Annotated in this window: 24 protein-coding genes; 8 read left to right on the forward strand and 16 right to left on the reverse strand. The window is 63.8% G+C overall.

All coding sequences use genetic code 11. From position 1 onward, the window contains the following. Positions 1-236 precede the first annotated feature (236 nt). Both RAH40_RS05345 and RAH40_RS05350 read right to left on the reverse strand, forming a co-directional pair. The gene (locus tag RAH40_RS05345; RefSeq protein ID WP_306601051.1) at positions 237-2,387 is read right to left on the reverse strand and encodes a PocR ligand-binding domain-containing protein; all 2,151 of its coding nucleotides are present in this window, start codon (positions 2,385-2,387) and stop codon (positions 237-239) included. Between the two features lie 68 nt (positions 2,388-2,455). Further along, positions 2,456-4,282, reverse strand: a complete 1,827-nt coding sequence (locus tag RAH40_RS05350; protein WP_306601052.1) for an aspartyl protease family protein — start codon at positions 4,280-4,282, stop codon at positions 2,456-2,458. A 108-nt stretch (positions 4,283-4,390) separates the two neighbouring features. On the opposite strand from RAH40_RS05350, the gene RAH40_RS05355 reads away from it, so the two are divergent. Further along, a complete protein-coding gene (locus tag RAH40_RS05355; protein WP_306601053.1) occupies positions 4,391-4,672 on the forward strand; it encodes a hypothetical protein in 282 nt (93 codons plus the stop codon). Between the two features lie 200 nt (positions 4,673-4,872). Here RAH40_RS05355 and RAH40_RS05360 read toward each other — a convergent pair whose 3' ends face one another. Further along, a complete protein-coding gene (locus RAH40_RS05360; RefSeq protein ID WP_306601054.1) occupies positions 4,873-5,304 on the reverse strand; it encodes a hypothetical protein in 432 nt (143 codons plus the stop codon). Positions 5,305-5,814: 510 nt separating this feature from the next. Here RAH40_RS05360 and RAH40_RS05365 point away from each other — a divergent pair. After that, positions 5,815-6,675 (forward strand): hypothetical protein, encoded by an 861-nt coding sequence (locus RAH40_RS05365; RefSeq protein ID WP_306601055.1) that lies wholly within the window; start codon positions 5,815-5,817, stop codon positions 6,673-6,675. A 93-nt stretch (positions 6,676-6,768) separates the two neighbouring features. On the opposite strand, the gene RAH40_RS05370 is transcribed toward RAH40_RS05365, so the two are convergent. The 4 genes from RAH40_RS05370 to RAH40_RS05385 form a co-directional block, all read right to left on the reverse strand. Further along, positions 6,769-7,158, reverse strand: a complete 390-nt coding sequence (locus tag RAH40_RS05370) for a nuclear transport factor 2 family protein (RefSeq protein WP_306601056.1) — start codon at positions 7,156-7,158, stop codon at positions 6,769-6,771. A 121-nt stretch (positions 7,159-7,279) separates the two neighbouring features. Beyond that, positions 7,280-8,788, reverse strand: coding sequence for a caspase family protein (locus RAH40_RS05375; RefSeq protein ID WP_306601057.1), 1,509 nt, complete (start codon positions 8,786-8,788; stop codon positions 7,280-7,282). 413 nt (positions 8,789-9,201) lie between these two features. Beyond that, a complete protein-coding gene (locus RAH40_RS05380) occupies positions 9,202-9,984 on the reverse strand; it encodes an SDR family oxidoreductase (protein WP_306601058.1) in 783 nt (260 codons plus the stop codon). After that, positions 9,981-10,307: a nuclear transport factor 2 family protein gene (locus tag RAH40_RS05385; protein WP_306601059.1), complete on the reverse strand. Its 327-nt coding sequence runs from the start codon at positions 10,305-10,307 to the stop codon at positions 9,981-9,983. The genes RAH40_RS05380 and RAH40_RS05385 overlap by 4 nt, the downstream gene beginning before the upstream one ends. A gap of 124 nt (positions 10,308-10,431) precedes the next feature. On the opposite strand from RAH40_RS05385, the gene RAH40_RS05390 reads away from it, so the two are divergent. After that, positions 10,432-10,788, forward strand: coding sequence for a helix-turn-helix domain-containing protein (locus RAH40_RS05390; RefSeq protein ID WP_306601060.1), 357 nt, complete (start codon positions 10,432-10,434; stop codon positions 10,786-10,788). Between the two features lie 207 nt (positions 10,789-10,995). Here RAH40_RS05390 and RAH40_RS05395 read toward each other — a convergent pair whose 3' ends face one another. Beyond that, positions 10,996-11,367, reverse strand: coding sequence for a DUF1330 domain-containing protein (locus RAH40_RS05395; RefSeq protein WP_306601061.1), 372 nt, complete (start codon positions 11,365-11,367; stop codon positions 10,996-10,998). Between the two features lie 137 nt (positions 11,368-11,504). Between RAH40_RS05395 and RAH40_RS23030 the strand changes: the two genes are divergently transcribed. Beyond that, complete coding sequence (locus RAH40_RS23030; RefSeq protein ID WP_373432568.1) at positions 11,505-11,783, forward strand: helix-turn-helix transcriptional regulator; 279 nt, start codon at positions 11,505-11,507, stop codon at positions 11,781-11,783. Positions 11,784-11,840: 57 nt separating this feature from the next. Further along, the gene (locus RAH40_RS05400) at positions 11,841-13,529 is read left to right on the forward strand and encodes a methyl-accepting chemotaxis protein (protein WP_306601062.1); all 1,689 of its coding nucleotides are present in this window, start codon (positions 11,841-11,843) and stop codon (positions 13,527-13,529) included. Between the two features lie 18 nt (positions 13,530-13,547). Here the strand turns inward: RAH40_RS05400 and RAH40_RS05405 are convergent, their stop codons facing one another. The 3 genes from RAH40_RS05405 to RAH40_RS05415 form a co-directional block, all read right to left on the reverse strand. Next, positions 13,548-15,356 (reverse strand): nitrogen regulation protein NR(II), encoded by a 1,809-nt coding sequence (locus tag RAH40_RS05405; RefSeq protein WP_306601063.1) that lies wholly within the window; start codon positions 15,354-15,356, stop codon positions 13,548-13,550. Between the two features lie 368 nt (positions 15,357-15,724). Next, on the reverse strand, positions 15,725-16,762 hold the full coding sequence (locus RAH40_RS05410; RefSeq protein WP_306601064.1) for a hypothetical protein: 1,038 nt from the start codon (positions 16,760-16,762) through the stop codon (positions 15,725-15,727). A 12-nt stretch (positions 16,763-16,774) separates the two neighbouring features. Beyond that, positions 16,775-17,983 carry a secretin N-terminal domain-containing protein gene (locus tag RAH40_RS05415; protein ID WP_306601065.1) on the reverse strand — a complete coding sequence of 403 codons (1,209 nt, stop codon included), beginning with the start codon at positions 17,981-17,983 and terminating at the stop codon, positions 16,775-16,777. A 543-nt stretch (positions 17,984-18,526) separates the two neighbouring features. Here RAH40_RS05415 and RAH40_RS05420 point away from each other — a divergent pair. Continuing rightward, positions 18,527-19,681: an epoxide hydrolase family protein gene (locus RAH40_RS05420; RefSeq protein WP_306601066.1), complete on the forward strand. Its 1,155-nt coding sequence runs from the start codon at positions 18,527-18,529 to the stop codon at positions 19,679-19,681. A gap of 538 nt (positions 19,682-20,219) precedes the next feature. Here RAH40_RS05420 and RAH40_RS05425 read toward each other — a convergent pair. The 3 genes from RAH40_RS05425 to RAH40_RS05435 form a co-directional block, all read right to left on the reverse strand. Then, positions 20,220-20,627 carry a hypothetical protein gene (locus RAH40_RS05425; RefSeq protein WP_306601067.1) on the reverse strand — a complete coding sequence of 136 codons (408 nt, stop codon included), beginning with the start codon at positions 20,625-20,627 and terminating at the stop codon, positions 20,220-20,222. A 251-nt stretch (positions 20,628-20,878) separates the two neighbouring features. After that, positions 20,879-21,637 (reverse strand): hypothetical protein, encoded by a 759-nt coding sequence (locus RAH40_RS05430; RefSeq protein WP_306601068.1) that lies wholly within the window; start codon positions 21,635-21,637, stop codon positions 20,879-20,881. 622 nt (positions 21,638-22,259) lie between these two features. Beyond that, on the reverse strand, positions 22,260-22,439 hold the full coding sequence (locus RAH40_RS05435; RefSeq protein WP_306601069.1) for a hypothetical protein: 180 nt from the start codon (positions 22,437-22,439) through the stop codon (positions 22,260-22,262). A 15-nt stretch (positions 22,440-22,454) separates the two neighbouring features. On the opposite strand from RAH40_RS05435, the gene RAH40_RS05440 reads away from it, so the two are divergent. Continuing rightward, complete coding sequence (locus RAH40_RS05440) at positions 22,455-22,949, forward strand: hypothetical protein (protein WP_306601070.1); 495 nt, start codon at positions 22,455-22,457, stop codon at positions 22,947-22,949. A 176-nt stretch (positions 22,950-23,125) separates the two neighbouring features. Next, positions 23,126-25,276: an ATP-binding protein gene (locus RAH40_RS05445; RefSeq protein WP_306601071.1), complete on the forward strand. Its 2,151-nt coding sequence runs from the start codon at positions 23,126-23,128 to the stop codon at positions 25,274-25,276. Here the strand turns inward: RAH40_RS05445 and RAH40_RS05450 are convergent. Then, positions 25,273-26,049: an exodeoxyribonuclease III gene (locus RAH40_RS05450; RefSeq protein WP_306601072.1), complete on the reverse strand. Its 777-nt coding sequence runs from the start codon at positions 26,047-26,049 to the stop codon at positions 25,273-25,275. The genes RAH40_RS05445 and RAH40_RS05450 overlap by 4 nt on opposite strands. Further along, on the reverse strand, positions 26,046-26,378 hold the full coding sequence (locus tag RAH40_RS05455; RefSeq protein WP_306601073.1) for a hypothetical protein: 333 nt from the start codon (positions 26,376-26,378) through the stop codon (positions 26,046-26,048). Before RAH40_RS05455 ends, RAH40_RS05450 begins: the two co-directional genes overlap by 4 nt. Between the last annotated feature and the right edge of the window lie 2 nt (positions 26,379-26,380).

The raw sequence follows: 26,380 nt of genomic DNA on the forward strand, positions 1-26,380 counted from the left end.
GCGGTCGGTGTCGGGATTCATCCGCCCCCACTCGAAGCGAGCCCACCGTGCCATAGGCCAAGGTGGGGAGCCCTGGCAGGGAATTCATCCCATGCCTCCGACGAAGCCCGCGCGTGTAAACCTGGCCCAGGCCCCCGGGAAGCGTGCACTCCGTCTTCGCCGGCTCTGCCGGCAAAAAACGAACGGGGCGAAATGGAGGGACGCGGCCCACCCGGCTTCCGGGCGCCACAGTCAATCTAGGAACGAAACCGCGCCAGGGCGGACTGGAAATCATGAAGTGAATAAGGCTTGGCAATCGCACCCGCCCGCGGGTCCGCGGCCAGGGCACTGGCCACCCGGTCTTCCAGGAAGCCCGTGGCGACCAGGATGCGGATGTCCCTGAACGTCCTGCGGATCTCCATCCAGGTTTCGAGGCCCGTCATCCCCGGCATGTTCATATCCAGGATGATCAGGTCGGGAACCTCATGGTTCTCCAGGTAGGCCAGGGCCTCCTTCCCGCCCGCCACCGGAGTCACGCGGTGCCCCAGGAAGCCCAGCATCATCGGCATGGTGGACCGGATGAGGTCCTCGTCATCCACCAGGAGAATGGTCAGGGCCGCCTCCGCCCGGAGGGTCCCATCAGCGGGTGGGGAGGCTGAAATGCCAGGTTGGCAGGGCAGTCCGAGGGTAGCCCGGGTGCCCTTGCCCGGTTCGCTCTCGATCGTCAGATAACCGCCGTGCGCCCGGGCGGTGTTGAAGACCTGTGAAAGCCCCAGGCCCGTGCCCTTCCCTTTGGGCTTGGTCGTGAAGAAGGGCTCGACGGCCCGATTCAATACCTCGGCGGTCATGCCCGCCCCCGTATCTTCCACACGCATTTCCACGAAGGCGGCCCCCTGCCTCCGGGTGAGGATCTTCAGATGGCCGCCCTCGCTCAAGGCGTCCACGGCGTTCACGCAGAGGTTCATGAGGGCGCTGGCCAAGGAGCTGGGGTCCCCACTCACGGCCGGAAGGTCCGGTCCAAGCTCCATGACGAGCTGATACTTTTTCATGAGGGTCCGGTCCAGGAGCCCCATCTCCACCCGGACCAGTTCATTGACGTCGATGGCCACGGCCTGGGAGATCTCCTTGCGGGTGAATGCGACGAGCGTCTTGACCAGATCGCGTCCGCGCGCCGAGGCCTTGTCCACGAGATCCAGGGACTCCCCGAGGCCGGCGACATCCGCGTGCCTGACCCGCAGGATCTCGGTCACCGACATGATCGCGGCGAGAATGTTGTTCATGTCGTGGGCGACGCCTCCGGCCAGGCGCCCCAGGCTCTCCAGCTTCTGGAAATGATCCAGCTCGACCTCGAGCTTGCGCCGCTGCTCCTCGGCACTCTTCATCTCCGTCACGTCTTCGAAGATCCCGACCACCGCAAAGGGGTTCCCGTCGGAGTCCAGGAGCGGGACTTTGGAGGTTTCCAGCTGCAGGCGACGACCATCCGGCAGGCTCAGCGTTTCCGAAAGCCGCAGCTTGGGGCGACGGCTGGCCAGCACTTCCCTGTCATCCGCCCGGTAGGCTTCCGTCTCCTCGCGGGTCCAGGGAAGATCGAAGTCCGTCTTGCCGATGACCTTATCAGGGTCCGAAAAGCCCGCGGAAGTGGCGAAGGACTTGTTGCACCCCAGGTACCGCCCATCCGGGTCCTTCCAGAAAACCGACTGGGGAATCGTATCCAGGATCAAGGCAAGCATGGCCTGGCTTCCGCGCAGTGCGGCTTCCGACCTGCGCAGGGCCAGGGCCGACCGGGACTGTTCCCGGATGAATGCGGCAGCACGGAGATTGCCGAGGGTGAATCTCGATACCAGGTCCGTGAATTTCACCAGGAAATCCATCAGCCGTTCGACCTGGCCATGGCTGAAGCGGGGCACGCGATCCAGGGCCGCGAGATAGGCCTCCTTGTCGAACCCGTAGGCCTCCGCCTGATCCTCGAAGAACGCGCGGTCGATGACCTCGTCATCGTAGAAGAACTGGCCCGTGTATATGTTTCCCATGTGCGTGCCGGACACGAACAGGGGTGTCACGACATCCCAGAGGCCGCTTTTGCACTTGTAGGCGACATATTCGCCCCGCTTCACATTCCCGGCCAGGAAGAGATCGGATTCCACACAGAACCTGGAGCATTCCGGGTGGGCCCGGTGGAACCGGGTGCAGATGTCCTGCCAACCCACCGCCACCAGGACCTTCCCCTTCAAGTCGAGGATCGCCGTGACCGTGAAGGTGATCCTGGCATAGTCCTCCATCAGCGACTGCAGTACCGGGGCGTTCAGCAGGACTTCAAGGTCCCACTCGCCGGGATCCAGTTCCCTGTTCCAGGCCTCCACCCCATCCCCGCCGCCCTGGATCAACGCCTTGAGGTCCTCCACGTTCATGCCGGCGCCCCTTTCCGGGACGCATGCGTTCCCAGGTTGTTGAAGTTTATAACTTTGGGCCGCCCCGTCTAGAGCAGCTCGCGCAGGACCAGGGTGACGTTCCAGACTTTTTCGCCGCGCCGGACCCGGAGGTCCGCCCTGGTCCCCGGTTCGGACCACTGGAACAGGTCGCGAAGGCGGATGGCATTCCAATGGCTCATGCCTTCTCCGTTGATCTCCAGCAGATTGTCCCCCGCCTGGAGCCCGGCTTCGGAGGCCGGAGAGTCCGGAAAGACCTGCTCCACCGTGCCGAGGTCCACGGCGCCGCATCTCATGCCTGTCATGCTCCAGTGATCGGGCGTCCCGTGGTTGGCGTTCGGCTCGAGATGGATCACCTGGCCTCGGTAGTCGAAGGTGAGGTCGAACCGGGACAGGAACCCCTGCCCCACGTTGCCGGCTGCGGAATCGTCCGCGAAGGCTCCGGACCGGGTGGTGGAGAGTGCCACGATGGGGGCCCTCATCGTGGCGCCGCCCAGCTTCAGTTCACGGGCACGGATCACATGGCCCCGCACCTCCCCTCCCGCCCCATGTCCGGTGACGGTGGTGATGGCCTTCGGCGCAAGTTCCTTCAGGCGGTTTTTCTCCGCGAAGGGGCCGTAGACGTCCAGGGTGGACCCCGACCCCGTGTCGATGTCGAAGAGTCCGGCGATGCCGTCCAGTTCACCCTTCACCCTGGGGTGATGGCCGTTGAAGGTGAAGGGAAGACTGAAGCCCTTGCCCGCATAGCGCCATCCTTCGGGCCGGTACAGGGTGAGGCGCTTCGGGCCGTACTCCACCCGGGCGATGAACCGGCGCAGCAGTTCATAGCCCACGACACCGGACACCTCCAGGTTCATCATCCTGCCGATGCCTTCAAGGCTCGGAATGACCAGGAACCGCTGGTCCTTCATCCAGGCCTCGCCGACCTGCACGCGGTCCACCTGGGTGATTCCGAAGGATTCGGCGGCCTCGCCGGTTCCGTGCCCCTCGATGCTGCCCTTGCTTGCCAAGCCCAGCGCCTTTGCCGCGGTGGGAGTGAGGATGTTCACGCCCCCCGTATCCAGGAAGAAACGGAACGGACCTTTGCCATTGATGAAGGCCATCACAAAGAGATGGTCTCCGATGAATTCCAGGGGCACGGACGCGCTCTCCAGCCCGCGCTCCAGGCCGAAATCGGAAAGCGCCAGCATGGGACGGGCGAAGGCCTTCGCGGTCAGCGGCCCGTTCACGGCGATGGCCGCGTACTCGACCTGCGTGTTCTTGGATGCATCAGGCTTGGGGGTGAACACCCTGAAGGGCAGCTTCAATCCTGAAACGACCCGGTAGTCCTGGAAGAAAGTGGTCTCGCTTTCGCCTTCCTCCGTCTTCACGACCCGGTCCAGGAGCCAGGTCCGGCTGTCCACCCAGAGCTCGAAGGCATGCCTGGCCCCTTCCGGCGTGATGGAAAGCACATGGAAGCGGTTCTCTCGCAGACCCAGATGCTGGATCGTGGCCTTGCATCGGGAGGGAAACCAGAAGGCGCGCATCATCAGGTAGTTCTGCTCGCCGGGGTGTTCCACCGGCTCCAGGCGCACATCTCCCGTGCCGTCCTCCGTCCAGCCCGTGGTGCCGTCGAAGCCGTTGGCGCCCTTCAGGACCCCCAGGTCGTAGCGGCTGAGGTTCCGGCCATCCGTAACGCATTCGAGTTCTTCCAGAGTGCCGTTCATTCCCCCGGTCACCAGCGCGCCCCGCGAGGACAGATGGGTCACCCGATCCCAGGCCGTTCCCCCCATGGCCTCCTTGGCCTTCGCAAGCACCTCCTGGGCCGAAGGCAGAGCGGCCGGAATTGCGAGGGCCGGAAGCGCGGATCCAAGGAGGAGGAGGGGACGCAGGATCATGGGTGACACCTTGCATGAGGGGGGGTGATCATGGCCGTGGAGCGGATGACTCAAGCCTAACTCTACACGGAGGAATACGCCGATTTCCTCCGGCACTGCACCGACTACATGCCCGCCAAGCAGGCCTTCGCCCTGGCCAAGGAACTCCACCTCCGGATCTCCTTCCCCTATACCCAAAACTACGACTTCCAAAAGCTCCGGTCTCTCCTCTCCCTGGCGCCATGGTACCGCTACCGCCTGCGGCGCAGGCCCCTCCTCGACGGGTTCGCCTTTTCCACTCCTGAACACCTGAACTGCATCACCATGTTCCTGGAGAAGAAGGACGCCTGCAGCCTGCCGGATCAGGTCAGGCGGGAGCACCTGGAATCGGGAGCTCTGCCCGTTCCCTGAACGTGTCCGTCCATCGCAGGGCGCCGCAACCAACCTGGCGGGACCCGGTTCCTCGGGAATCCTTCCAGCCACGCGAAGCGGCACCCTCATCCTGGATCGTTGGTTCACGACCAGCAGGCTGGGCTTGGCCCCATCCCGGAGACGCATGCGCAGCCCGGAGCGGCGCGTTCACGCATGCTTGCCGGAAACAAACCGTCCATCTATTCGGAGTTATAGTCGATCCAGAGCAGCTTGGTTCCGACCGGCTCTTGGACCTGGCCATTGGCCTCCGCCGTGACGAACAGCTGGAACGCGTGGAGCGGGGTTACCGACTTGAGGGTGCCTTCACGGTCCTTTTCGACCTTGAGGGCTCCGACGTTCTGCGGCACGGCATCCTTTCCCTGGCCCACCCAGACCACATAGATGGCCGCGGGCGGGTTCAGTTTCTGGGGATCCGCCAGGTACTTGACCGAGAGATGGATGGCGATGTTTCCATCATTCGTCTTGCTGAACTTGACCTTGCCTTGTGCCGCCGGAATGTCCGGGGAAACATTCATGGCGGTGGCGTGGGTGAAAAGTCCGGTCGCAGCGAAGACCGCAGCGGGGGAAAGGGTCAGGACAAGGGTCGTCAATGCCGTTCGGGTGATTCTCATAGGGGTCTCCTGGGGTGCCACCCCTGGGTTCCAGGACGTCTGGCGGGGGGACCCCACCGTTCAGCAATTCCTGAGCCATTGCTTAAGACCAATTATTTAAGATATTTAAATTCACAATTTCTCCTGCCGGGCGGCTTCCTCATCAAAATGGAAGCGCACTTTCCATCACCATCGCCTGTCCGGGGCGATGACCAGAGTACGACCCGGGAGGCGTGCGGCGGACCGCCTCCGGGACCTCCATCACGGAGGACAAGGCCGCCGCGCACCCTCTCCGGCAGGGAACCCGTGGCCACGGAGATGCCTATGGAAGGACCGCGCGTGCAATGGCCCTTGCGTTCCTCCTTTACGGGGGGGAATGCCTTCAAAGTGATGGCAACAGGCCGGACAGGACCGGAAAGTTCAACCATAAAACCAATTTTATAAATAGTTACAGTTTGGCCCAGTTGGTGCGTCGTTCCCCCTTTCCGGGCCACCCGGACCCTTCAGCCACCCCCTGCCCCAGGAGAAGTCATGACCCTTTCCCACGTTCCACTTCCCACCTCCTTGGCCCTGCTTCTGGTGGCCGGAATCTCCTGCCAACCCAAGGCCAGCGATGCCGCCGTCCAGGCCCAGGTGGCGGCGCAGCTTCAGACCAAGGCGGCGGAGGACCGGGTCGCCGCCCTGGAGAAGCAGGTCAGCGACATGAAGGATGGCAAGAACGTCACCACGGGGAACCAGGAAGCCGTCAACCAGATTTCCGCGGCGCACCTGCGGGCCCTGGACCGTCAACTGGCGGAGGCCCGGCGGCACGCAGCGGACCGCCGCAGGGACGCGGACACCGCGGCCTCCATCCCGGCCCAGGAGCGCCCCCGCCACGCCATGATCGAGGTTCCGGCCGGCGCGCGCCTCACCGTCACGGTGGGCGCCGAACTGACCACGGACCGAAACCAGCCGGGCGATCCCTGGTCGGGCACCCTGGCGGAGGCCGTCCAGGTTGGGAACACCGTGGTTTGGCCTTCGGGCACGGCCGTCAGCGGGGTGGTGGCCCAGAGCCTGCCCGCCGGCCGTCTATCGAGCGGAACCGGCGGTCTGGGCATCCGGCTGACCACGGTGGGCAACGACGTGGTGGATGCGGGCACCTACATGGTCGTGGGCGACAGCCGAGGCAAGCGGGACGCCAAGTTCATCGGCGGCACGGCGGCTCTGGGCGCCCTGGTGGGGCTGCTTACGGACAAGAACCACCAGGGGGACCACGCCCTGGGCGGCGCGGCGGCGGGTGCCGTGGCCGGAACCGCCCTGGCCGCCGGAACCGCCGAGACGGTGATCCGCATTCCCGCGCACCAGACGGTTACGTTCTCCCTCTCTTCCCCCGAACAGGTGACCTTCAAGTAGGACCTCAGAGGGTGTCTGCCCTTGGGTTCGAAGCCGCCACGCCGGGATCACGGCCGGAATCCGGGCGTCACGGAAGATCGCCCCACTCCCCGCTCAGGCCATGAGCAGGCCGGTACCGTATGAGTTGTCCACCGCGCATCGCCAGGCACCGCTCCCATCCCGCGTGAACACGTAGGTGGCCTCCCGTGCGATGAGGACCTGGGCCCCCGAGGGGTCCTTGGCGCGGAGCTCGGCCTTGCCTAGAACCAGCGCCGTGGCCCCGCCCTCGATGACCACCAGCTTGTCCTGAGTGACATGCAGGCTGTGGTTGAAATGCTCCGCGATGGCCGTGAAGGCCTTCCGGATCTGGTCCTTGCCGGTGGCGTTCAAGCCGGGACGGACCACGAGGGTCGCATCCTCGGCATAGAAAGCCATCACGGCGTCCAGGTCCTCCCGGTTGATGGCATCATCGGCGGCGTGAATGATTGCTTCGAGTTCGTGCATGGACTTGGCTCCCTTGCCAAGGGTATCGCCTATCCACGCGCCCCACCGCCATCCCCTTCGCCGCCTGCCGGCGGTTTCGATGGCCTTGGCCTGGGTAGGCCCGGATCCTGCACCGGCTCCTTCAATCCAGGTCTTTCTCCCCCAGGTTTTTCAGGGCCTGGGTCGCGGCCTCGCCCTTGGGCGGCGGCACGATCGCAACCTCCCCCAGATCCGCGATCACGTGTACGGTCCGGTCGGCCACCACCTCCACGTCCAGCAGGTACGGGAGCCCGCGCGACCGGGACTGGACCGAGAAGGCCTGCACCTTCACCTGGCCCGGAGGCATACGCAGTGTGAACGATTCTCCGGGGCGGAGAACCCCGACCAGCCGCCCCCCGATTTCCACCTCGTAGGTCGCTGCCGCGCCCATGATCAGGTGTTTGGGACGGAAGAAGCACAACCGGCCTTTCAACGGTCCCCGGACCGGCTCGCTGCCGGCGGCGGCCAGCACGGACACCACCGTCGGGCCCAGCTTCCCGGACACCACCCCGAAGCGCGCCACCAAGGGCAACTCCACGCCCTCGGCGCAGAAGGCCCGGGCCCGGGCCCGATCCAGTTCGAGGATTCCCTTGGTCTGGCGCACGTGGGAGGCGGCCCAGGGTTCGATCTTCAGGTCCACCGGCAGGCGCCTCGTATCCATGTCATAGCTGGCCGGGTAAAGCCGGGCCGTGCCCACCCGGAGGGGTGGCAGTTCGGCCAACCGGGCGGCGGCTTCTGCCGGCGTCTCGAAAACGCCTTGGGACAGGGCTCGTTCCGCCGCAGCGCCCGCAAGATAGGGCCCCGGCAGGGGGGATGGCGGCGCCATGGCCGGAGCGGGCGAGCCCGCTCCGGATACGAAGTAGAAGTCGCTGCGCAGGCTGCTGCTCTCCCACGGCACCTGGACGTTCTGGGTGTCAGCCATGACCCCGTTCCGCACCCGCTTGAAGATGTCCTCCACCTTCAAGCCCGGTGCCTCCAGATTGGCCAGCAGGTGCCGGGTGTAGAGCCCGTTGCTCCCCGTCCCGTCGGCGGCGGTGCGGCCTGGGGCCGTGGCGAAGGCGATGTAGCTGCCCGCAGGCGCGTCCATCTGGGCCAGCCCCGCCGACGCGCCGCGGGAGCCGGTGGCGAAGGGGTTGTTGCGGCAGGCGTCCAGAATCATGAGGTTGAGCCGGTTGCCGGCAGCCTCCAGCTTGGCAAGCACGGCATCGGCGTCAAGGGCCCCGTACGCCACCTCCTCCTCGCCGGAGAAGTCCCCGCCCACGGGCATCAGGTAATTGCGGCCCTTCACCTGCATGCCGTGGCCGGCAAAATAGAACAGGCCAACCCCGCCACCCTGGAGGTCGCTGCCGAATTGGCGAAGGGCCTTGACCATCTGGTCCCGGGTCGCGTTCTCCAGTTCGGCCACGGTGAACCCGCAACGCTCCAGGGCGCCGGCCATGGCGCGGGCGTCGTTGACCGGGTTCTTCAGGGGCGCTGCAGCGTAGGCGCCGTTGCCGATCACCAGGGCGATGCGCCGCTCAGGCTGGGCCTCGGCCACCCGCACACCACGGTCCGCCTCCTGGGCCGCAGCAGAGAGGAAGAGCAGCAGGAGGGCCAGGCTCGCGCGGATCATGGGCAGCCTCACTCGGGGGTGTACCTTCCACAATAACACCAAGCTAACGCCCGAAGGACCTGTGGGCCTAACCCTCGCCCCAGCGCACAATCAAAGCCTTCACGATCTGCTGCACCTGGGCCAACGGCTCGCCGGCCCGGCTGGGGACCTGCAGCTCCTTCCTGGGGCCGCCCTTCAGCCGCTTACGGACCCGTTTCCTCACGGAAAGGCTGACACCCGGTCCGCTTCCGTTCGGCTGCCCTTCCCGGCAGCCGCTGGTGTGGCAGGAACCGGCAGCCCGAAGGCAGCCAAACCTGTGCCGTCGCCCGATCGACGAACGAGCCGCCTCCTGACCTCAGTGAAGAAGGGTGATGGCTGCGCATGCTATTCCGACACCTCGGATCGAACAGTCAGGGAACGCGGCTCCATCCCGATTACACCGTCGGCACGGTCCCTCCGTCGATGACATACTCGGTGCCCGTGATCGAGGCGGCGCGAGGCGAGACCAGGAACGTGATCAGGTCGGCTACCTCGTGAGGCCGAGCTGGGCGGCCGAGCGGGATGCCCCCAAGGGAATCCATGATGATCTTCTTCCCACCCTCGTAGTCGGTTCCAGCCTGGTTCGCAAGCCGCTCGGCGAGCCGAACGGATGCCTCGGTCTCAATCCACCCCGGAGAGACGCGCACCACACGGATGCCCTTCGGCGTGACCTCCTTCGACAAGCTCTTGCTGTAGGTCGACAGCGCGGCTTTCGCTGCGGCATAGGCGGTCGTCGATTCCGGCAGTGGCAGTTCACGCTGTATGGACGTGACGTGGATGACGACACCCGATCCCTGCGCAATCATCAAGGGGAGCAAGGCCCTGTCGATGCGCACAGCAGGCATCAGATTCTGACTGATCGCGACCTCCCACTCGGCATCGCTCAGGCTCGCGAAGCCGCCGGCAGGCGCGCTCGATCCGCCGAGAACGTTGATGACGATATCGATGCCGCCGAGACGATCCCGAACCGCATCCGTGACCGTCCGGCACCCATTCGCCGTGGCCAGATCAGCGGCGATATATATGACGCCCTCGGGCGCCCCATGGGGAACCGAACGCGCTGTCGCGAGGACCATCACGCCTTCCTTGCGCAAGGACTCGACGACGGCTGCACCCACGCCCTTCGTTCCGCCCGTTACAAGCGCTCTTCGGCCATTGAGTTCAAGGCTGAAGCTCATGGGATGATTTCCAGAGATGCGATCTTGGTGCTTTCGAGGTTGAAGAAGTATCGAAGGTCCACGGGGCTTCCGGGGAAGTTGCCGGTTACCCTGCTGGCGACGATGGTTCTTCCGTCCTTGAATTCAGAAGCGAAAGGTTCACTCGTGTAGGTGTACCTCTCCGAGGATTCCTTTTTCCACTGCTTGATGGCAGCCAGGCCGATGTAGGCGTGGCCTTCGTCCTTCACCACTGCGTCGTCCTGGAAACAGCGGGCAAGGTCGTCAAGGTCGCCCTTGTCCATGGCGAAATAGGCGTCGACGGATGCGGGCAGGTCGAGAAACATGGGGGCAGCTCCCTGGAGGCTCGTCGGATCGCGCCGTGCGACCCGAGTTGATCAGGGGGAAGGATAGGGTTAGACTCCTGAACGAACAAGAACCCACTAAAAAGTAAGGGGCTTACGAAAAAGTATGTCTGAAGAATGGACACCCACCTCCGCAGCCGCCGCTGTTGGGCAGGCCCTCCGGATTCTCGAAGGAAGATGGAAGCTGGAGATCCTGTTCCATCTGTTCGGCGGCAGGATCCTGCGCTTCTCCGAGCTCGAAAAGGCGATCCCGGCCATCACCCAGAAGATGCTGATCCAGCAGCTGCGTCAGATGGAAAAAGATGGAATCGTCAGGCGGATCGTCCATCACCAGGTGCCACCGAAAGTCGAGTATGGCTTGACCGTTTGGGGTCAGGCGCTCTGCCCAACCCTTGATGCCCTGCTGAAGTGGGCCGATCTGCGCGAGGATCGCACAGGAGCGACACCCGCTACCATTCCGTGAGATACCTGCCGCAATGTGGGAACCCCCGCATTCTCGAGGGTGCAACAGATGTGCGATGCGTGGGAAACCGCGCGATCCAGGCAGGAAGCAATAGAGGCGAAATCCGATGACGCTGTGAAACGGGGAAAGCCAGATCAGGCTGACCCTGAGTCGCTACGCATGAGGGTGACGACCTGTCGCGCTCGACCCGGCATCACGTGCCCGCGCTCAGACCATGATCTCGCTGGGCTTCACAGGTTGCAGTACGATATCGGCAACCGCGGCCTGCCCGACCTTGAAAGCAGCCTGGTATTCGGGATCCTCGACCATCGCTTTGAACGTGGACCGTCGCGGATACCGGACGAGCACGACGGCATCCCACCCCTTCGTTTCCCCGGTGGTGAGCACCGGCAGGCCGTCGCCGCCGAACAGGATTTCTGCGCCGAATCCAGCCAGGATCGGCTTCGCCATTCGCATGTATTCCCGATGGTTCTCGCGGCCGCCATCGGGCGCGAACCGCGGAAGATTCAGCATCACGACGGGTGAGTCATCGTCTCCCGCCAGGAAGGTCTCGAATGCGGCAGGTGAAAAGGCAACCATGTCTCTCTCCTTTGGTGTGGCACTCGAAGCGAGTGCGGTGTTCGAGCACAGCCTTGCACTGTGCCAGGCAGGTTCTCCCTGGGGGACCGGATTCATCCGGCCTCGCCGACCCGGTCATGGCGAAATCGCTCACCGCAATGCATCGCGAGGTCGCCCGGATATGGACGGTGGCAAGTCTTGCAAGACACTGTGGTGTCTCTCGATCAACCCTCGCTACCCGGTTCCAGACGGTGGTGGGGGTTGCTCCTATCGCCTATCTGACTCGTTGGAGAATCGCCTTGGCGAAAGACGAACGCTCCCACGGAATCAAGACCGTTGGGGAGATCGCCTTGTCCGTGGGGTTTCACTCTTCGAGCGGTTTCAGTACAGCCTTCACTCGCATGGTCGGATGTTCCCCCAAGCGGTTAAAAGCCTGAAGGACCGGCAAGGGTGGCTGAAGTCTATTCGGTAGGCCCTGAGGAATCTGCTGTACCATGTCCTCCCCCACCGGGGAGCCCAGGGTTTCCGACCCTTCGTGTGGCGGTTCCCAACTGGATCTTGAGGTCGTTGCCTACAGACATTTAAGGCTCATTTATTGCCTGTGGATTGGAGCAGCCATGAGAATAAGCACCAAACTGTTCGTCGGCTTCGGAATCGTCCTGGTTTCCGCGCTCGGCGTCTCCATCGCCGCACTTCTGGCCATTTCCTCCCTCCGTTCCAACATCAACAACCTTCTCTTGCTGAGGTTGCCCCAGTTGCAGAGCTCCAAGGAAATCACCATGAACGTCTATGCCAGCGCCGTCTACATCGATGACGCGCTTCTCGAAACGGACCTCGTCGCCGCCCGGGCCGAGTTGGCGATGACGGGGTTGAGCCGAAAAAGCACGCTCGAGAACATGGAGAAATTGAAGGCATCGCTTCGGACCGAGGAGGACCGGGCCCTCTATAATCTGATCATCGACAAGAGGACCCCCTATGCAGAAATGCGCGATGTCCTGATCAAGGCTGTGCAGGAGGGCCGGAAGGCGGATGCACACCAGGTTCTGGCCACCATCAAACCCTTGAGGAAGGCCTTCTTCGATGCCTTGAAAGCCTTTGACGAGCATGTCCAGGCACAGGCCATCCGTGCCGGGGCCGACACCGAAGCCAGCGTTCGCAACGCCTGGATCATCCAAGGAACCATCCTGATCACCGCCCTGGTCCTGGGCATCATGGCCATGTTCTGGTGCATCAGGAGCATCGCGTTGCCCTTGAAGGAATTCCAGAAGACGGTGGCCTTTCTTGGGGAAGGCGACTTCACGGGCAAGGTCGGCGTGGCGACCCGGGACGAGTTCGGCCAGATGGGCTCGGCCCTCAACACGGCCATGGCCTCCCTCCGCACGGCCTTCACGCGGTTGAGGAACAACGCGCTGCAGGTGGCCAGCGGCTCCACTGAACTCAGTTCCGCCAGTGGGCAGATGGCTTCGGCGAGCAGCGAAATCAGCCATTCCTCCGAGGAGCAGCGGCACGCCCTGGAGAAGGTGGCCTCGGCGATGCTTCAATTCGCGGCCTCGATCGAACAGGTGAGCCAGCATGTGCGCCAGTCGAGGGGCCAGGTGGAACGGGCCGAACTGGCGGTGATCGAGGGAACGAACGTCGGGAGCGCCAGCAGCCAGGCCATGAATTCCATCCGGGAAACCAATGAGCTGATGGTCCAGGCCGTGACGGTGATCCAGGACATCGCCCGCCAGACCAACCTGCTCAGCCTGAATGCGGCCATCGAAGCCGCCAAGGCCGGGAGCCTGGGCAAGGGCTTCTCGGTCGTCGCCGAGGAGGTCAGGAAGCTTGCGGAACGGTCGGGCCAGGCCGCACGCGAGATCGCCGACCTCATCACCCGCACCAACGGAGCGGTGCAGGATGGGGTGAACCGGGTCCAGGACTCCGTGCGGGTGCTCGACAGCATCCGGGAATCCACCCAGGTCATCGCCGGCATGACCAAGGAGATCGAGACCGCCATAACCGAGCAGGCCACCACCAGCCAGGAGGTTTCCCGGCAGTTGGAGAAAGTGAGCGGCCAGGTGGCTCACAACAGCGCTGCCACCATGCAGATGTCCGCCTCCATCCAGGAGGTCACCCGCACGGCCGATGAATTGGCCAAGGCGGCGGAGCAGCTTCGTGATGCCGTCGCCAACTACCGGGTCTAGCAAGGAATCGAAGGGATTTCAGGCCGGGCCAGGACCCGCACCCGCCTCGTGATCGGGGGACATCAAAGGAAGGTGAACCCGGAAGACACTGCCCCCGCCCTCCTGGCTGGTCAGAGTGACGGCCCCCCCATGGGCCTGAACCAGGCCCAGGACCACCGGGAGGCCGAGGCCCCGGCCCGTGAATTTGGTTGTGTAGAAGGGATCGAACAGCTTTTCGAGCTCCGCTTCCGGGATTCCGCTTCCGCTGTCCTCCACCTCCAGCCACGCGTAGTCCTGGGCCTGGGGCTGCCAGTTGATGGGGAGGCGGTGCTCGACCGGAATCTCCGGAGCCGGGAGGGTCCGGATCCGGACCTGGACGGTTCCGGGCGCCTGTCCCAAAGCCTCGATCGCATTGTTCATCAAGTTGAACAGAACCTGCCTGATCTGGTCGCCGTTGGCCAGAACCCTTGGGCCCGGGCAAGGGAAAGCCTCCGTCACCGCCACGGTTCCGGGAACCTGTTCCGCGTACGCAGCCAGGGCCTTCCGGCCCTGTTCCGAAAGGTCGAGAGGATCCTTTTCCAGCGAGGTCTGCCCCAGATAGACCAGCATCAGGCGACTCATCTCCGAAGCGCGTTCAGTTGCCTGCCGTGCCCTGGCCAGGACCCGGTCGGGGTCCGTTCCGCGGGCGGGATGACCCAGGATCTCGAGATTGGCCATGACCGAATGCATCTGGTTGTTGAAATGATGGGCGATCGCCCCGGCCATCCGCCCCAGGCTTTCCGCCTTCTGCAGTTTCTGGTACTTGGCCTCCAGTTCGGCCTTGTCCCGCTCGACCTTGCGGCGTTCCGTGAAGTCGCGGGTGACGCTGATGATATGCGGGACGCCCTGCATGAGGAGCGTCCTGGCGGAAATCATCCCGATGAATTCCGTGCCATCCTTGCCCTGAAATACGAATTCCAGGTTCTCGCATATTTCATGCTCTTTCATGGTGACCATGAAGGCGCGGTGCTCTGAGGGGCAGAGCCACCTGCACACCTCCTGGAACGACCTGCCGAGGATTTCGCCCCGGGTTTGACCCGTCATCCGCAAATAGCCTTCATTGGCGTCCACCAGGACCCCGTCCTCCATGCGGATAAGCAAGGCCGCATCCGGGCCCGCGTTGAACATGCGCCGCAGGTTCTCCTTCTCGTCCTGGTTGTCGGAAACCAGGCGCTGATTGACCATCAAAATGAAGCCAAAAGTCCATAAAATGCTGGTGATAGTAGGGACAATGAATGTCATGATCTGGGGCAGCGCATAGTCGCGATAGGATTGCATCGGCCCAGAAATTATCGTAAATATAATAACAAATACCAACTGCAATCCAGAAAACAAGAAGACGGTCCCAGTGAACAGGGAAGCTGCGGAAAAACGCCTTCGGCGGCTTCGGAACAGGATCCGGGCATTCAGAAGCGAGAACACGGCTATACCGGCAGAAGCGCTGATCGTACGGACTGAAATGTTATCATTAAAGAACAGGAAATAGTAATATACCCCCGAAAAGACGAAAAATGCAAGAAACAAAAGCCCCCGATGCAGCCTCTCCCCAAGAAACCTGCTGGTCCCGACAAACAGGCAGATGCGTCCGAGGATGAGCAGAGGGATGCTCACCACAGACACGGCCGCAACCGCGTCAACGACCGCGAGGGAGAGTGTCATGAACCCCAGCGCCATGGCCAGGGAACCCAGGAGCCACCAGCCGAGACCCTGGTAGGTATTATTGACTTTATATTGGATAAAAATCGCAATAACTTGGGTGATCCCGACCAGACTCAGAATCAGTACCAGGGTTGGAAGATCCAGTTTCATGAATATCCTCTGATTGCTCTCCAAGCCGGGGGGTCACCGCACAAGCCTTGATCCCCAGCTCGAGTTCCTTGAAAGATCCTCCCACGAAACGGCCCCCTTCCGCCTTGGACCGCTTCGGAGCGGCAGGGCCCACCTCCTCGCTCTTGCCTGGGCCGCCCTTATGGGCACCCCTCCCGGGCGGGCCAGGGACGGCGAGGCCGCATGCCAGGCCTCCTGGACCGCAGGGCTCCGGGCTTTCCGTCGATGGGCCCGGTCGGGACCTTCCTGTCGCCCAGCCTGTGGAGGCTGGTCTTACGGTTTTGAAACCCCGATTCCATTCCTCCGAGGGTTCGGAAGGGGGATCCGAACGGCCGCACTGATCCCGGAAATCAGCGTTTCCGGAACGCGTCGCGAACCGCCTCAGTGCATTGGGCGACCTCCACGAATTCCGCGAGGACCCCTGCATTCTCCGTCTTCACGGAGACCTTGATGGGCAGCCAGGAATCCTCCGGTGATTCGACCCAGGACCAGAATCCGGGATGGGTGCTCCGGGGGGCGAACCGCACCGTGAAGACACCCTCGCCCTGGACTTTCACCACGTGCTTGAACGATGGGTCGATCCAGGGCGCCGTGAGGCTCAGCGTGATGGGCTCCCCGCCACGGTAGCGGCCGACCATGAACCAGTACGGCGGCCCCGGCATTCCCGTGGACGGATCCAGGGAGGCCGTGGGCGCAAGTCCGTCGATCTGGAGCGTGCGGGAGGCATGCCGCAGGGGCGATCCATCCCGGGTTCGAAAGGCGAGCCGGGTCCCATCCGGGAGGGCCCATTCGCGGGTCTGGAAGTCGGCCTCGAAGGCCCTGATGCGTTCCTGGTTTCGCCGAAGCGCATGCTTGGCCGTTTCGGTGACCCGGGCGCAGTCGTCGTAGGTGAGCGTTTTGCCCTTCCTGACATCCGATGCGGTGATCCGGAAGGGAATCCAGCTGTCCCCGGGCTCGTCGATCCAGGACCAGGCGTCCGGGTTTTCACTCTGCTCCAGGATCTGTACTTTTCGGAAGAAGACCTCATTCCGGTTGGTCTGGACGGTGGGGCGGTCCCTGGTGATGAAGGAGTTCACGGACACCTTGGTACCCGGCATCGAAATCGAGAAGATGCCGTCGAAGTCGCTCGTGTAGTCATATTCGAAGGCCCACGAGAGCGAAAAGGTCCTCCAGTTCGGAGCCCGGCCGAAGCTGGGTGCGATCTCGATGATTTTAATGAATTCGTTGTTGCAGTGGACCGGCGCCCCCAGGCGGGTGCGGACCGTCAGGGTTCGGCCGTCCTTGAGGGTCACGACGTGGTCCGCGGCCGCCGGGACGGTGCCCACGGTCAACGGGAGAAGGATCAGGACCGGTCGCACAAGGTTCGTGACCGCCGGGGGGAAAGGCATGAGCGCCCCGGCCTATTGTTCGCCGGCGCGCACGACCACGGCCTTCACGACCAGCAGGCGGTCCTTGCCGCCGCGGGCGCCCGCCGCCAGCCTGGCGTGGTTCTCTTCCTCCAGCAGCCCGCCGAAGACCACGGTCTCGCCGTCCTTGATGCGCACGGAGGTCTTCAGGCTCTGCGTGCTGGCGCCGGGTCCGGACGGTTCGCCGCCCTTGGAGGGGTCCGTGATTTCGCACTCCACCTCCAAGGTGACCTCATGATCGGGAAACAGCCTGGGTTTCACCTTGATCCGCGCGCCCAGGATGTCCGCCTGGGCGGAGGGTCCGGGTCCGGGTTTGCCGGAGGGAGCGGCCTTGGGGGCCTTCGCCAGGCCTGCCTCCGGATTCAGGGCGGGTTTCCAGCTGGTCCGCACCTCGCCGAATTCTCCGGAGAGCACCCGCAGGTCCGGGCTTGCCAGAAGCCTGCTGCGCCCGTCCTGCATCACGCGCGCAAGGGCCTGTTCGGCGGGCACGGCGTTCGCGCCCGGGCTGGCGGGCGTCTCCACCGTCCGCAGGAGTCCGGCGGACACCGCAGCCTTGCGGGAGACTTCGACCAGCTCCATCACAAGCCTCACCTCGCCCTGGCGGCGGTCCAGGCTGGTGACGATCTGCCGGACCTTGGCCAGGTCGCCGGCATTGCCCAGGGCGGTGACGGCGTTGAGCCGCTTGTCGGTGAACACCCGCAGGTGGGGCATGAGGGCATTGAGCGTCTGGCGGATGGTGTCCACCCCGGCGTTGGCGAGGTAGAAGGTGCGGAGGGCCTTGGTCTCGAATTCCTGAAGGTTCTGGGGCGTCTTCTTGAAGACCATGAGGGACGCGGGGTCCGTCACCTTGTAGAAGAGATCGTTCTGGAGCATGAGGGTGTCCAGCGCCCGCAGGAAGCCCATGCCCCGGAGATCCGCCGTGGTGGAGAGATCCTGGGCCGAGACCGAGGCGTGGAGGTTGATGCTGACACCCGACTGCTTGCCCAGGCTCTGGAAGACCTCGCCCAGCTTCGCCCCTCGTGTGAAATCCAGGTTCATGCCGGCCAGGGACCGGGGTTCGTTCAGCTCCGGAGGCGCAGAAGGGGCATCGCCCTCCCGCCCTTGGCCGGCGGGTTGTGCCTGGAGCAACCCGAGACCGAGGCTCGCCACCAGGCCGAACCGAGCCAGAAAAGGGGTCAGCGATGGGCGGGCGAACAGCTGCATGGTCCCTCCTTGGATGCGGGAGATCCGTGGAACTCCCATAGGCTGTCGGGTGATCGGATAAACGAACCCTACCACTCTGTACCGGCTTGCGCCACGGCATAGAGAATTCCTTCGAACGGTCGAAATCAGGGCTTGAATGGTTAATTGGTTGATTAATAGGCAGGCGTAAGGCAAGGGCGGAACGAAAATGCCCTCCTCCTGGTCCGCCGAACGGTTCCCGGGCATGGCCCAGGGCCTCCATGGCCGGCGTGCGCTCTTCCGGCTTCCCGCAATGACCGAAGCCGGGCGCCAGGACTGGGTTCAGCTGGTTGTCAGCGCATTTCTCCCGTTGCACCAGCCGGTTTGAATTCCGGGGAGAATCCAATGGGCCATCCCAGGGTGCAGGGGTCGGCGCCATGAGCCGCGCCAGGATCGCGGACTTCCCGGCCAACCCCTGATGGCGGGGGGCCCCGGGAGCGGTTCGAGGCTGGGCCTGTCCGTTTTTCGCGACAGGCGGCAGGTGCCAGGCCTATGATCTTCAGGGCAGCGAATAGAGAGTGCCTCATGCAGATCACGCCCTTCACGATCCGTATTCCCGATGAGGTCCTGTCCGGCCTCCGGAACCGCATCCTCAACACCCGCTGGCCTGGACAGGCCCCGGGAGCCCCCTGGGCGCAGGGAACCGACCTGGCCTACCTGAAGCGCCTCCTCGACCACTGGGCCAATCGTTTCGACTGGCGGGCCCAGGAACGTCATTTGAATACCTTCAAGCACTTTCGCGCTGAAATCGGTGGCGTCGCGATCCACTTCGTTCACGAACGTGCGCGGGAGGGAAAAGGGATCCCCCTGGTCCTGACCCATGGCTGGCCAAGCTCGTTCCTGGAATTCCTGCCGCTGGTGCCCCTCCTGACCCGCCCGGAAGCCAACGGTATCGACGGCCCGGCCTTCGACCTCGTCATCCCGTCCCTTCCGGGATACGGCTTCTCGGAGCGGCCAGCACAGGCCGACTACCTGACCGTCGCGCGGATGTGGCATGAGCTCATGCAGGGACTCGGCTACGGGCGGTATGGGGCCGGGGGCGGAGATTTCGGCGCAGGGGTGGTCAGCTACATGGCGCTCGAGAATCCGGCGCCCATGATCGGCCTCCATCTGACCACGATGGAACTCTGGCCGCCGCTGGGTGTCGGGACTCCCCCGTTGACGGGGGCCGAACGAGCCTATGTCGACCGGATCCGCCAATGGGACGAAGTCGAGCGGGGCTATTCCGCCATCCAGTCCACAAGGCCCCAGACCCTGGGCTATGCTCTGAACGATTCGCCTGCCGGACTCGCGGCCTGGATCCTCGAAAAGTGGCGGGCGTGGAGCGACTCGGGCGGTGACCTCGAGGAGCACTTCACCGAGGATTTCCTCCTCACGATGCTCACCCTCTACTGGGCGACGGAGTCCATCACGCCGTCGATGCGCGACTATTTCGACAACCGGTGGAACGGAGCGGCAATCCAGCCTGGGGTCCGGATAGGGGTGCCCACGGCATTTGCCAACTTCGACAACAACTTTGTTTCCGAAGGGGCCCCACCACGGGAATGGGCGGAGCGGCTTTATGACGTGCACCGTTGGACCGCCATGCCCCACGGGGGCCATTTTGGCCCGGCGGAGGATCCTGGCCGCCTGGCGCGCGAAATCGGAGCCTTCTTCTCGGCACTTCCCGGATCCGGGTGAAGGCCACGGCAACGCACGCCTCCCCGCCTAAATCCCGCGCCTGGCGGATGTGGGAAACCGGCGGCAGGGGAAGGGGGAAACCCAGGCAGGAACCTCGCACGGAACCCATGGGAAATGTGGTTCCCTTGAGGGTGCTGGTCGTTGATCGACACGAGCAATCTCCTGACGATGGGATAGGTCCTGGGCTAATGAACTCCATCACCTACGATTGTGGGAGGTTTCAGGAACCGTTCCTCGAACCTGGCCCCCGGGACTGGCCTGCTGAACAGGAAGCCCTGCATTTCATCACAATTGAGCAGACGGAGCAGGCGCGATTGCTCCTCCGTTGATGCTTCACCATGATGGAATTCAGTATCGCTTGGGACCAAAATCAGACCCTGGCGCAGGTTTGTTGAAGGTCTCCTCGTGCAGGTAGGCGTAGCAAAATAGAAGCCCCAGCAGGATCATCAGAGAAGCAAACCCAATTACCAGTCGCCGAAGGATGCTTGGAGGCTTGGGAGGATCCAGGTTCATCATCCTCTCACTTCCAATCCGGAGTTCACTTCCAGACGAATTCGGCATGGGTACCCGCCAGGTAAATGAAGCTGTTCCATTCGTTCACGAATAGCCGATGCACGAAGGCTTCCTCTGGCAGGTTCCAGGGCAATCTGGCGCTGACCCCCGGAGTACGGGGAGTGATCTCATCTTCCGAGATCCAAAGTCCATCGTTGGCCTGGAAGGGATAGTTCTCGTCCGGCGGTTCCATCACAAAGTACAGAAGCCCCGAGACAGTCAGGGTGCCCGGGATCTTCCTCTCGCGATCCTCCAATGAGGATGCATCTGGATTCCACTCATCAATCTGGAGATGGATCACCGCCACCTTCCTCAGGTAATCCACCTCAATCCGTTCGATAACAGCATCATGGAAGGTGGCATGGGGTTGCCCCAGGAGGCTGTCTAGATTCATGACAAAAGCCCTTTGAAGCGGAGGGTGGTTGAGATTTGATGACGCCAGCTTATCGCCCCACGAACTCCCAGCCAATCATCTTCGACCCCGGGGTTACTAGGCAGGCCTGAACCCTCTGATTGTGACCATGGACAGTGCTCACTCCCTCGGCGGAATCCAGGCTCCCCTTCCCCTCTGTTCCCCCACCCCGTTCAATCCAACCAGGTTCCACCCAGCGTCAGTGAACCTCCCCCATCAACAGGCTCCTACTGTCACGGAGTTGGCGTCGAGGACAGGGAATACAAACGCTTTGGGTAGACCAGGTAATGGAAGTAGATGAGCACATAGGTAAGATCAGCCTTCCTCCGGGCCGTCATTTCCAGGATAGGATTCCCGCGGAAGCCGAGGATGACCAGCCGATCCAAGTCGTTTCCCGACATCTTCCTGATTTCAATGACCTCCACCTCGTCCCAGAGGTCCCTGGGAATGCCTTTGAGTAGCCGATAGAACCCGGAATCAAACAGGCCCCGGAGCAGAGGGCCCGAGGCAGCCAGGTAGTCCTCACGTTGGCCCGGATCCTTGTTCCCCGGAAGGTTGTCCAGCTTCGTAGGGTCGGGTCCTTTCAATTCCTCCGGAAACAGGAGAGGATCCCCCTTCAGCGCAGCATTCAGTCGCGCTTTGCTGACACCTGAGGCCAGATAGCCGCGACGCTCCACATCCTCAACGCCGAAGGCCTTGATCTCATCCTGCGTGAGCACCAGATCGATTTGACCTGCATGGTTGTGGAACCACCAGGCATTTCCGTAGAAGCCCGTGAGCTCCGCCGGCGTCACCGCCTGAATGTGGTCCAAGGACTTGCGAAGGGCGATGTATCGGAGGTGGGCAAGCAGTTCGGAAGGCTCCCTCGCCGGCGGGGGCATCAGGACAGGAATGGGTTGGAGCCGGTTCGATCGAAAACCGTCTGGTCCCGATTGCCCACAAAGCACCGAAACAGCGGTGCCCAGCAGGATGGAACGAAAGGTGTTGCTCAAGGGCTCCGTGCGTTTCCTGCAGAACAGAGGAGGGAATGATTTCGTAACGATACGCCTGGGATTGACCATGAGGATAACAAGGGGCATGGGATTCCAAGCACCTCATCCCCCCTTCCCCCACCCCTGCCCACCCCTTCCAATCCAACAGGGTTCCTCCCCACCGTCGTTTTTCGTCTCCCAAATCTCTCCCCGCCCCCCACCCCGATGCCAGTTGCCGGATCCCGTGCCAGATTTGATGCCACCCCCTCCCTTGGCCAAACCCGAGCATTCCCCGCATTTCTCCACATTCTCCCGAAATTCCGTTCTACTTTTTTGTTAATTTCGCTTTTACCCCTTGACGCAATACGGACAAAAAGCGAAATTGGTCCTGTGGAAGGTTCAAGCACTCGACCATTTCGGGGGTTTCCAATGTCCAAGTCCTTCGGTTACAAGCTTCCTGGGTATTTCATGGAATACGGTCCCATCGCCGCGGCAAGCGAAGATGCGGCCCGGACGGAAATTCGGCGGCGCCTGGGCGTGCGCAGGCTGCCTTGGGGACTCCAGGTCTGGGACCTTAGCGATCGGCCCCTGGTTCGGTGGAAGGTGGACCAGGCTTCCTGAGGCTTCCAGCTTTCATCGTTGGCTAGGAATCCCGGCGTCCCATGGGCGTCGGCCGAAGGCGGTCCCTGGCCTCCGACAGGTGAAGGATGAGGACCTCGGCGAATTCCCGCAGGGCGCCCACCAGGTTGGGGTCCGCATGGCTGTGGATCAGGCGGGTCAGCGCTTCCTGGACGGACTGGGCGGTACCGTGGGTTTCGGCCAAGTCGCGGAGGCAGGCTTGGATGCCTTCTGCGCACTGCCTGGCCAGGGCCTGGGTTTCCGGGGCAAGGATCTGGATCCGGGTCTGGAAACCTGCCATGGCCGCATCGAGGGCCCTGTTGAGGCCCTGGCGGGCAAGCTGACGGTAGGTGGCGGCCATGGGGAGTCTGATGCGCGGAAGGGCGACAAAGGAATTATCCATTCCCGCATCGCTCGGACCAGGGAAAAACAGGCATTATTTGATACTACAAATTTTTCGGGAACCGGCCGGGGGGTCAGGGCACTCTTCATGAGCGTGAATCCTGACAATCCGTCCGACCCGGAGGCGTGGATGATCCTGTCCTCACAGTCTTCCTGTGTGCTGTCCCCCCAGCTCGTGGTCTACTTCGATGAGGAAATCGTAAGCCCACGACTCAAGCGTTTCAGTTTCCTGATCCCCTTCCGGCCTGGGGAGAAGCGCCCGCCAGGAGAAAAGGTTCCCAAGGGGATCCGCAGGACTGATCTGTTCCGTTGAAGGGTGTAAGTTTTTCATTAAAAAGGCTGGACACGTCCTTTCCGGTGATCGAGCCTTGATGAAGGCAATCGCCCTGAGACGGTATTTTCATGGTCATGGATCGGCATCCAGCCAAGGGTTTGCCCCTCGAGGGGGAGCCGAAGGCCGACCCCGGGCCGGGGGATGTGCTCTCGGGAATGGATTTCGTCTGGCGGAGCACCTTCGATGCGGTGCCCGACCTGCTGGCCGTGCTTGACGAGAACCGGAACCTCCTCCAGGTGAACAAGGCCCTCCTGAGCCGGCTGGGTCCCGCCGGGAAGGAGGTCCTGGGCAGGCCCTGCTACGAGGTCTTCCACCAGGCTGGCCAACCGCCGGAAAACTGTCCGCTCCATGAGACCCAGAGGGACGGCCTTGCCCACGATGCCGAGGTTCGGGTGGAGGGCCTGGGCGGGGACTACCAGGTGCGCACGTCGCCCATCTTCGATGGCCAGGGGCGGCTGCGGGGCACGGTCCACCTGGCCCGGGACGTCTCGGACCGCAGGATCCGGGAGCGGGGCCTCCAGCAGTTGAACCGCGTGGTCCAGGCCCTGAGCCGGAGCAGCCAGGCCATGGCCCGGGCCCAGGACGAGGCGGGCTACCTGGACGAGGTCTGCCGCATCGTGGTGGAGGACTGCGGCTGCTTCCTGGCGTGGATCGGCTACAAGATCCACGATTCGGAGCTGTCCATCCGCCCCATGGCCTGGGCCGGGTTCGAGGACGGCTACCTGTCGACCCTCGGGCTCACCTGGGCGGACAAGGAAAGGGGCCGGGGGCCCACCGGGACGGCCATCCGCTCAGGCCAGCCCAGCCTCTGCCGGAACATGGACACCGATCCGAACTTCGCGCCCTGGCGGCAGGAGGCCCGCGCACGCGGCTATGCGTCGTCCCTGGGCCTGCCCCTGATGAACGGCCAGGAGGTCTTCGGCGCGCTCACGGTCTATTCCGCGGAGGCGGAGGCGTTCACCGAGGCCCAGGTGCGGGTCCTGGGCGAACTGGCGGATGACCTCGCCCACGGAATCCTCACCCTGCGCCTGCGGGAATCCGAGCGCAGGGCCCAGGAGGCCCTGCGGGAAAGCACCGAGGACCTCAAGCGCCTCAACGATGAGCTCGAACAGCGGGTGCAGGAGCGCACCGCGGATCTCGTGCGGGCCAACGAGGCGCTCACGGCGCGGATCCTGGACCGCGACCGGGCCCTGGAGGCCCTGCGGGAGAGCGAGGAGAAGCTGCGCCACGCCCAGAAGATGGAGGCCATCGGCACCCTGGCCGGGGGCGTCGCCCACGACTTCAACAACCTGCTCCAGGTCATCAACGGTTATTCGGAAATGTCCCTGGAGCGCCTGAACGCGGACCATCCCCTGCGGGGGCACCTGGAGACGATCCAGAGGGCCGGCCAGAAGGGAGCGGCCCTCACCCGGCAGTTGCTGGCCTTCAGCCGCAAGCAGGTGCTCGCCCCGGAGATCCTCGACCTCAACGCCCTCTTCCGCGAAATGGAGAAGTTCTTCCAGCGGGTGGTGAAGGAGGACATCCGGCTGGCGTTCGACCTGGAGCCCGGCCTGGGTCCGGTGGAGGCGGACCATGGCCAGTTGGAGCAGGTGATCATGAACCTCGTGGTCAACGCCCGGGACGCCATGCCCAGGGGCGGCACCCTGACCCTGGAGACCCGCCGGAAGGACGGCTTCGCCACGTTCTCGGTGACCGACACCGGCGAAGGCATGCCCCCCGAGGTGGTGGGCCGGATCTTCGAGCCGTTCTTCACCACCAAGGGCGTCGGCAAGGGCACGGGCCTGGGCCTCAGCACCGCCCTGGGCATCGTCGAGCAGAGCGGCGGGACCTTGGAGGTGCACTCCACCCCGGGCCTGGGCACCACCTTCACGGTCAGCCTGCCCTTCGCCACGGACCTGGAGGCCAAGGCCGGCATCATTCCGGAACCGGAGCCCGGGACGGGCACCGAGACGGTCCTCCTGGTGGAGGACGACGAAGGGGTCCGCCAGCTCACCGCGCACCATCTGCGGGCCGCGGGCTACCGGGTGCTGGAGGCTCCGGACGCCGCCCTGGCCCTGGAAGTCCTCCATTCCTTCCGGGAACCCGTCCACCTCCTCCTGACCGACGTGGTGATGCCCGGCATGGGCGGCCGGGAGCTGGCCCACGCCGTGCGGAGCCTGCGTCCGGGGACGAAGGTGGTCTTCATGTCGGGCTACCCCGACGCCCTGGCCGCGCCCGACGAGGTGTGGACGGAGAGCATCCTGATCTCCAAGCCCTTCGACCGCGCCAAGCTGCTCTGCATGGTCCGCAACGCGCTGGACAGCTAGTCCAGATCGATGCTGATCGGGCAGTGGTCCGATCCCATCACGTCCGGGTGGATCCTGGCGTCCTTCACGCGGGGAGCGAGGTCCCTGCTCACCAGGAAGTTGTCGATGCGCCACCCGACGTTCTTCTCCCTCGCGCCGCCCCTCGCGGTCCACCAGGTGTAGAGGCCGGGGACGCCGGGATTGCGCTCCCGCAGGATGTCCACCATGCCCTCCTTCAGGTAGAGCCGGAAGTCCTCCCGCTCCTCGTCCGTGAAGCCGGGGTTCATGCGGTTGTCCTTGGGGCGGGCCAGGTCGATGTCCTCGGGGGCGACGTTCATGTCGCCGGTGAGGACGATCTTCTCGCCACGGGCGTGGCGGGCCCTGATGTCGGCGGCCAGGTCGCGCGCGAACTGGCGCTTGAAGGGCAGGCGCACCAGCCCCGCGGAGGCGTTGGGAAAGTAGCCCGCCATGAAGGTCAGGTCGCCGCGGGTGCTGATGACCATCCGGCCTTCCTGGTCGAAGAGCTCGAGCCCCATGCCATGGGTGTGCTTGAAGCCGAGTTCCTTCTTCGTGAGGGTGGCGGTGCCGGCGTAGCCCTTCTTGCTGGTGGAGGGGAACCAGGCCACGTCGAAGGCGCATTCCAGGTCCCGGCGCACGCCCAGGTCCACCTGGTCCCAGTCGGCGCGGATCTCCTGGAGGGAGAGCACGTCGGGATCGGCCTTCTCCAGCCAGTCCATGAAGCCGCTCTTGAGCACGGCGCGGAAGCCGTTGACGTTCCAGCTGAAGAATTTCAAGTCAACTCCTTCACGATGCGGTCCAGGAGACGGTCCGTGCGCCAGCGCATCCAGCCCAGGAGAAGGAAGGCTCCCCAGCCCCGGAGCCTCCCGTCCAGGCTCAGATGCGCGCCCTGCTCATGGGGTTCGGCGCGCAGGGTTCCCTCCTCCACGGTGCCGAGGGCGTGGTGCTGCCAGCGGAGGACGACGCCTTCGCCGGCGAGTTCGGGAGGGTGGAGCCCGGGACAGGCCCGCAGGCAGGGAAGACCCGCCTGGAGCCGTTCGCGCACAAGGTCGAGGGGAGCGTCCGTCAGGACCTCCTCCTGGAATCGGAATACGGGTGTCTTCATTG

This window comes from Geothrix sp. 21YS21S-2 (assembly GCF_030846775.1).
Classification (GTDB): Bacteria; Acidobacteriota; Holophagae; order Holophagales; family Holophagaceae; genus Mesoterricola.

Coding starts and splice junctions, on each gene's coding strand:
- RAH40_RS05360 (WP_306601054.1), bottom strand. CDS start 5,304: ATGAGAATCACCCGAACGGCATTGACGACCCTTGTCCTGACCCTTTCC.
- RAH40_RS05455 (WP_306601073.1), bottom strand. CDS start 26,378: ATGAAGACACCCGTATTCCGATTCCAGGAGGAGGTCCTGACGGACGCT.
- RAH40_RS05400 (WP_306601062.1), top strand. CDS start 11,841: ATGTCCTCCCCCACCGGGGAGCCCAGGGTTTCCGACCCTTCGTGTGGC.
- RAH40_RS05390 (WP_306601060.1), top strand. CDS start 10,432: ATGTCTGAAGAATGGACACCCACCTCCGCAGCCGCCGCTGTTGGGCAG.
- RAH40_RS05385 (WP_306601059.1), bottom strand. CDS start 10,307: ATGTTTCTCGACCTGCCCGCATCCGTCGACGCCTATTTCGCCATGGAC.
- RAH40_RS05345 (WP_306601051.1), bottom strand. CDS start 2,387: ATGAACGTGGAGGACCTCAAGGCGTTGATCCAGGGCGGCGGGGATGGG.
- RAH40_RS23030 (WP_373432568.1), top strand. CDS start 11,505: ATGCATCGCGAGGTCGCCCGGATATGGACGGTGGCAAGTCTTGCAAGA.
- RAH40_RS05375 (WP_306601057.1), bottom strand. CDS start 8,788: ATGATCCGCGCGAGCCTGGCCCTCCTGCTGCTCTTCCTCTCTGCTGCG.
- RAH40_RS05365 (WP_306601055.1), top strand. CDS start 5,815: ATGACCCTTTCCCACGTTCCACTTCCCACCTCCTTGGCCCTGCTTCTG.
- RAH40_RS05355 (WP_306601053.1), top strand. CDS start 4,391: ATGCCCGCCAAGCAGGCCTTCGCCCTGGCCAAGGAACTCCACCTCCGG.
- RAH40_RS05350 (WP_306601052.1), bottom strand. CDS start 4,282: ATGATCCTGCGTCCCCTCCTCCTCCTTGGATCCGCGCTTCCGGCCCTC.
- RAH40_RS05370 (WP_306601056.1), bottom strand. CDS start 7,158: ATGCACGAACTCGAAGCAATCATTCACGCCGCCGATGATGCCATCAAC.
- RAH40_RS05410 (WP_306601064.1), bottom strand. CDS start 16,762: ATGCCTTTCCCCCCGGCGGTCACGAACCTTGTGCGACCGGTCCTGATC.
- RAH40_RS05445 (WP_306601071.1), top strand. CDS start 23,126: ATGGATTTCGTCTGGCGGAGCACCTTCGATGCGGTGCCCGACCTGCTG.
- RAH40_RS05420 (WP_306601066.1), top strand. CDS start 18,527: ATGCAGATCACGCCCTTCACGATCCGTATTCCCGATGAGGTCCTGTCC.
- RAH40_RS05425 (WP_306601067.1), bottom strand. CDS start 20,627: ATGAATCTAGACAGCCTCCTGGGGCAACCCCATGCCACCTTCCATGAT.
- RAH40_RS05415 (WP_306601065.1), bottom strand. CDS start 17,983: ATGCAGCTGTTCGCCCGCCCATCGCTGACCCCTTTTCTGGCTCGGTTC.
- RAH40_RS05405 (WP_306601063.1), bottom strand. CDS start 15,356: ATGAAACTGGATCTTCCAACCCTGGTACTGATTCTGAGTCTGGTCGGG.
- RAH40_RS05380 (WP_306601058.1), bottom strand. CDS start 9,984: ATGAGCTTCAGCCTTGAACTCAATGGCCGAAGAGCGCTTGTAACGGGC.
- RAH40_RS05395 (WP_306601061.1), bottom strand. CDS start 11,367: ATGGTTGCCTTTTCACCTGCCGCATTCGAGACCTTCCTGGCGGGAGAC.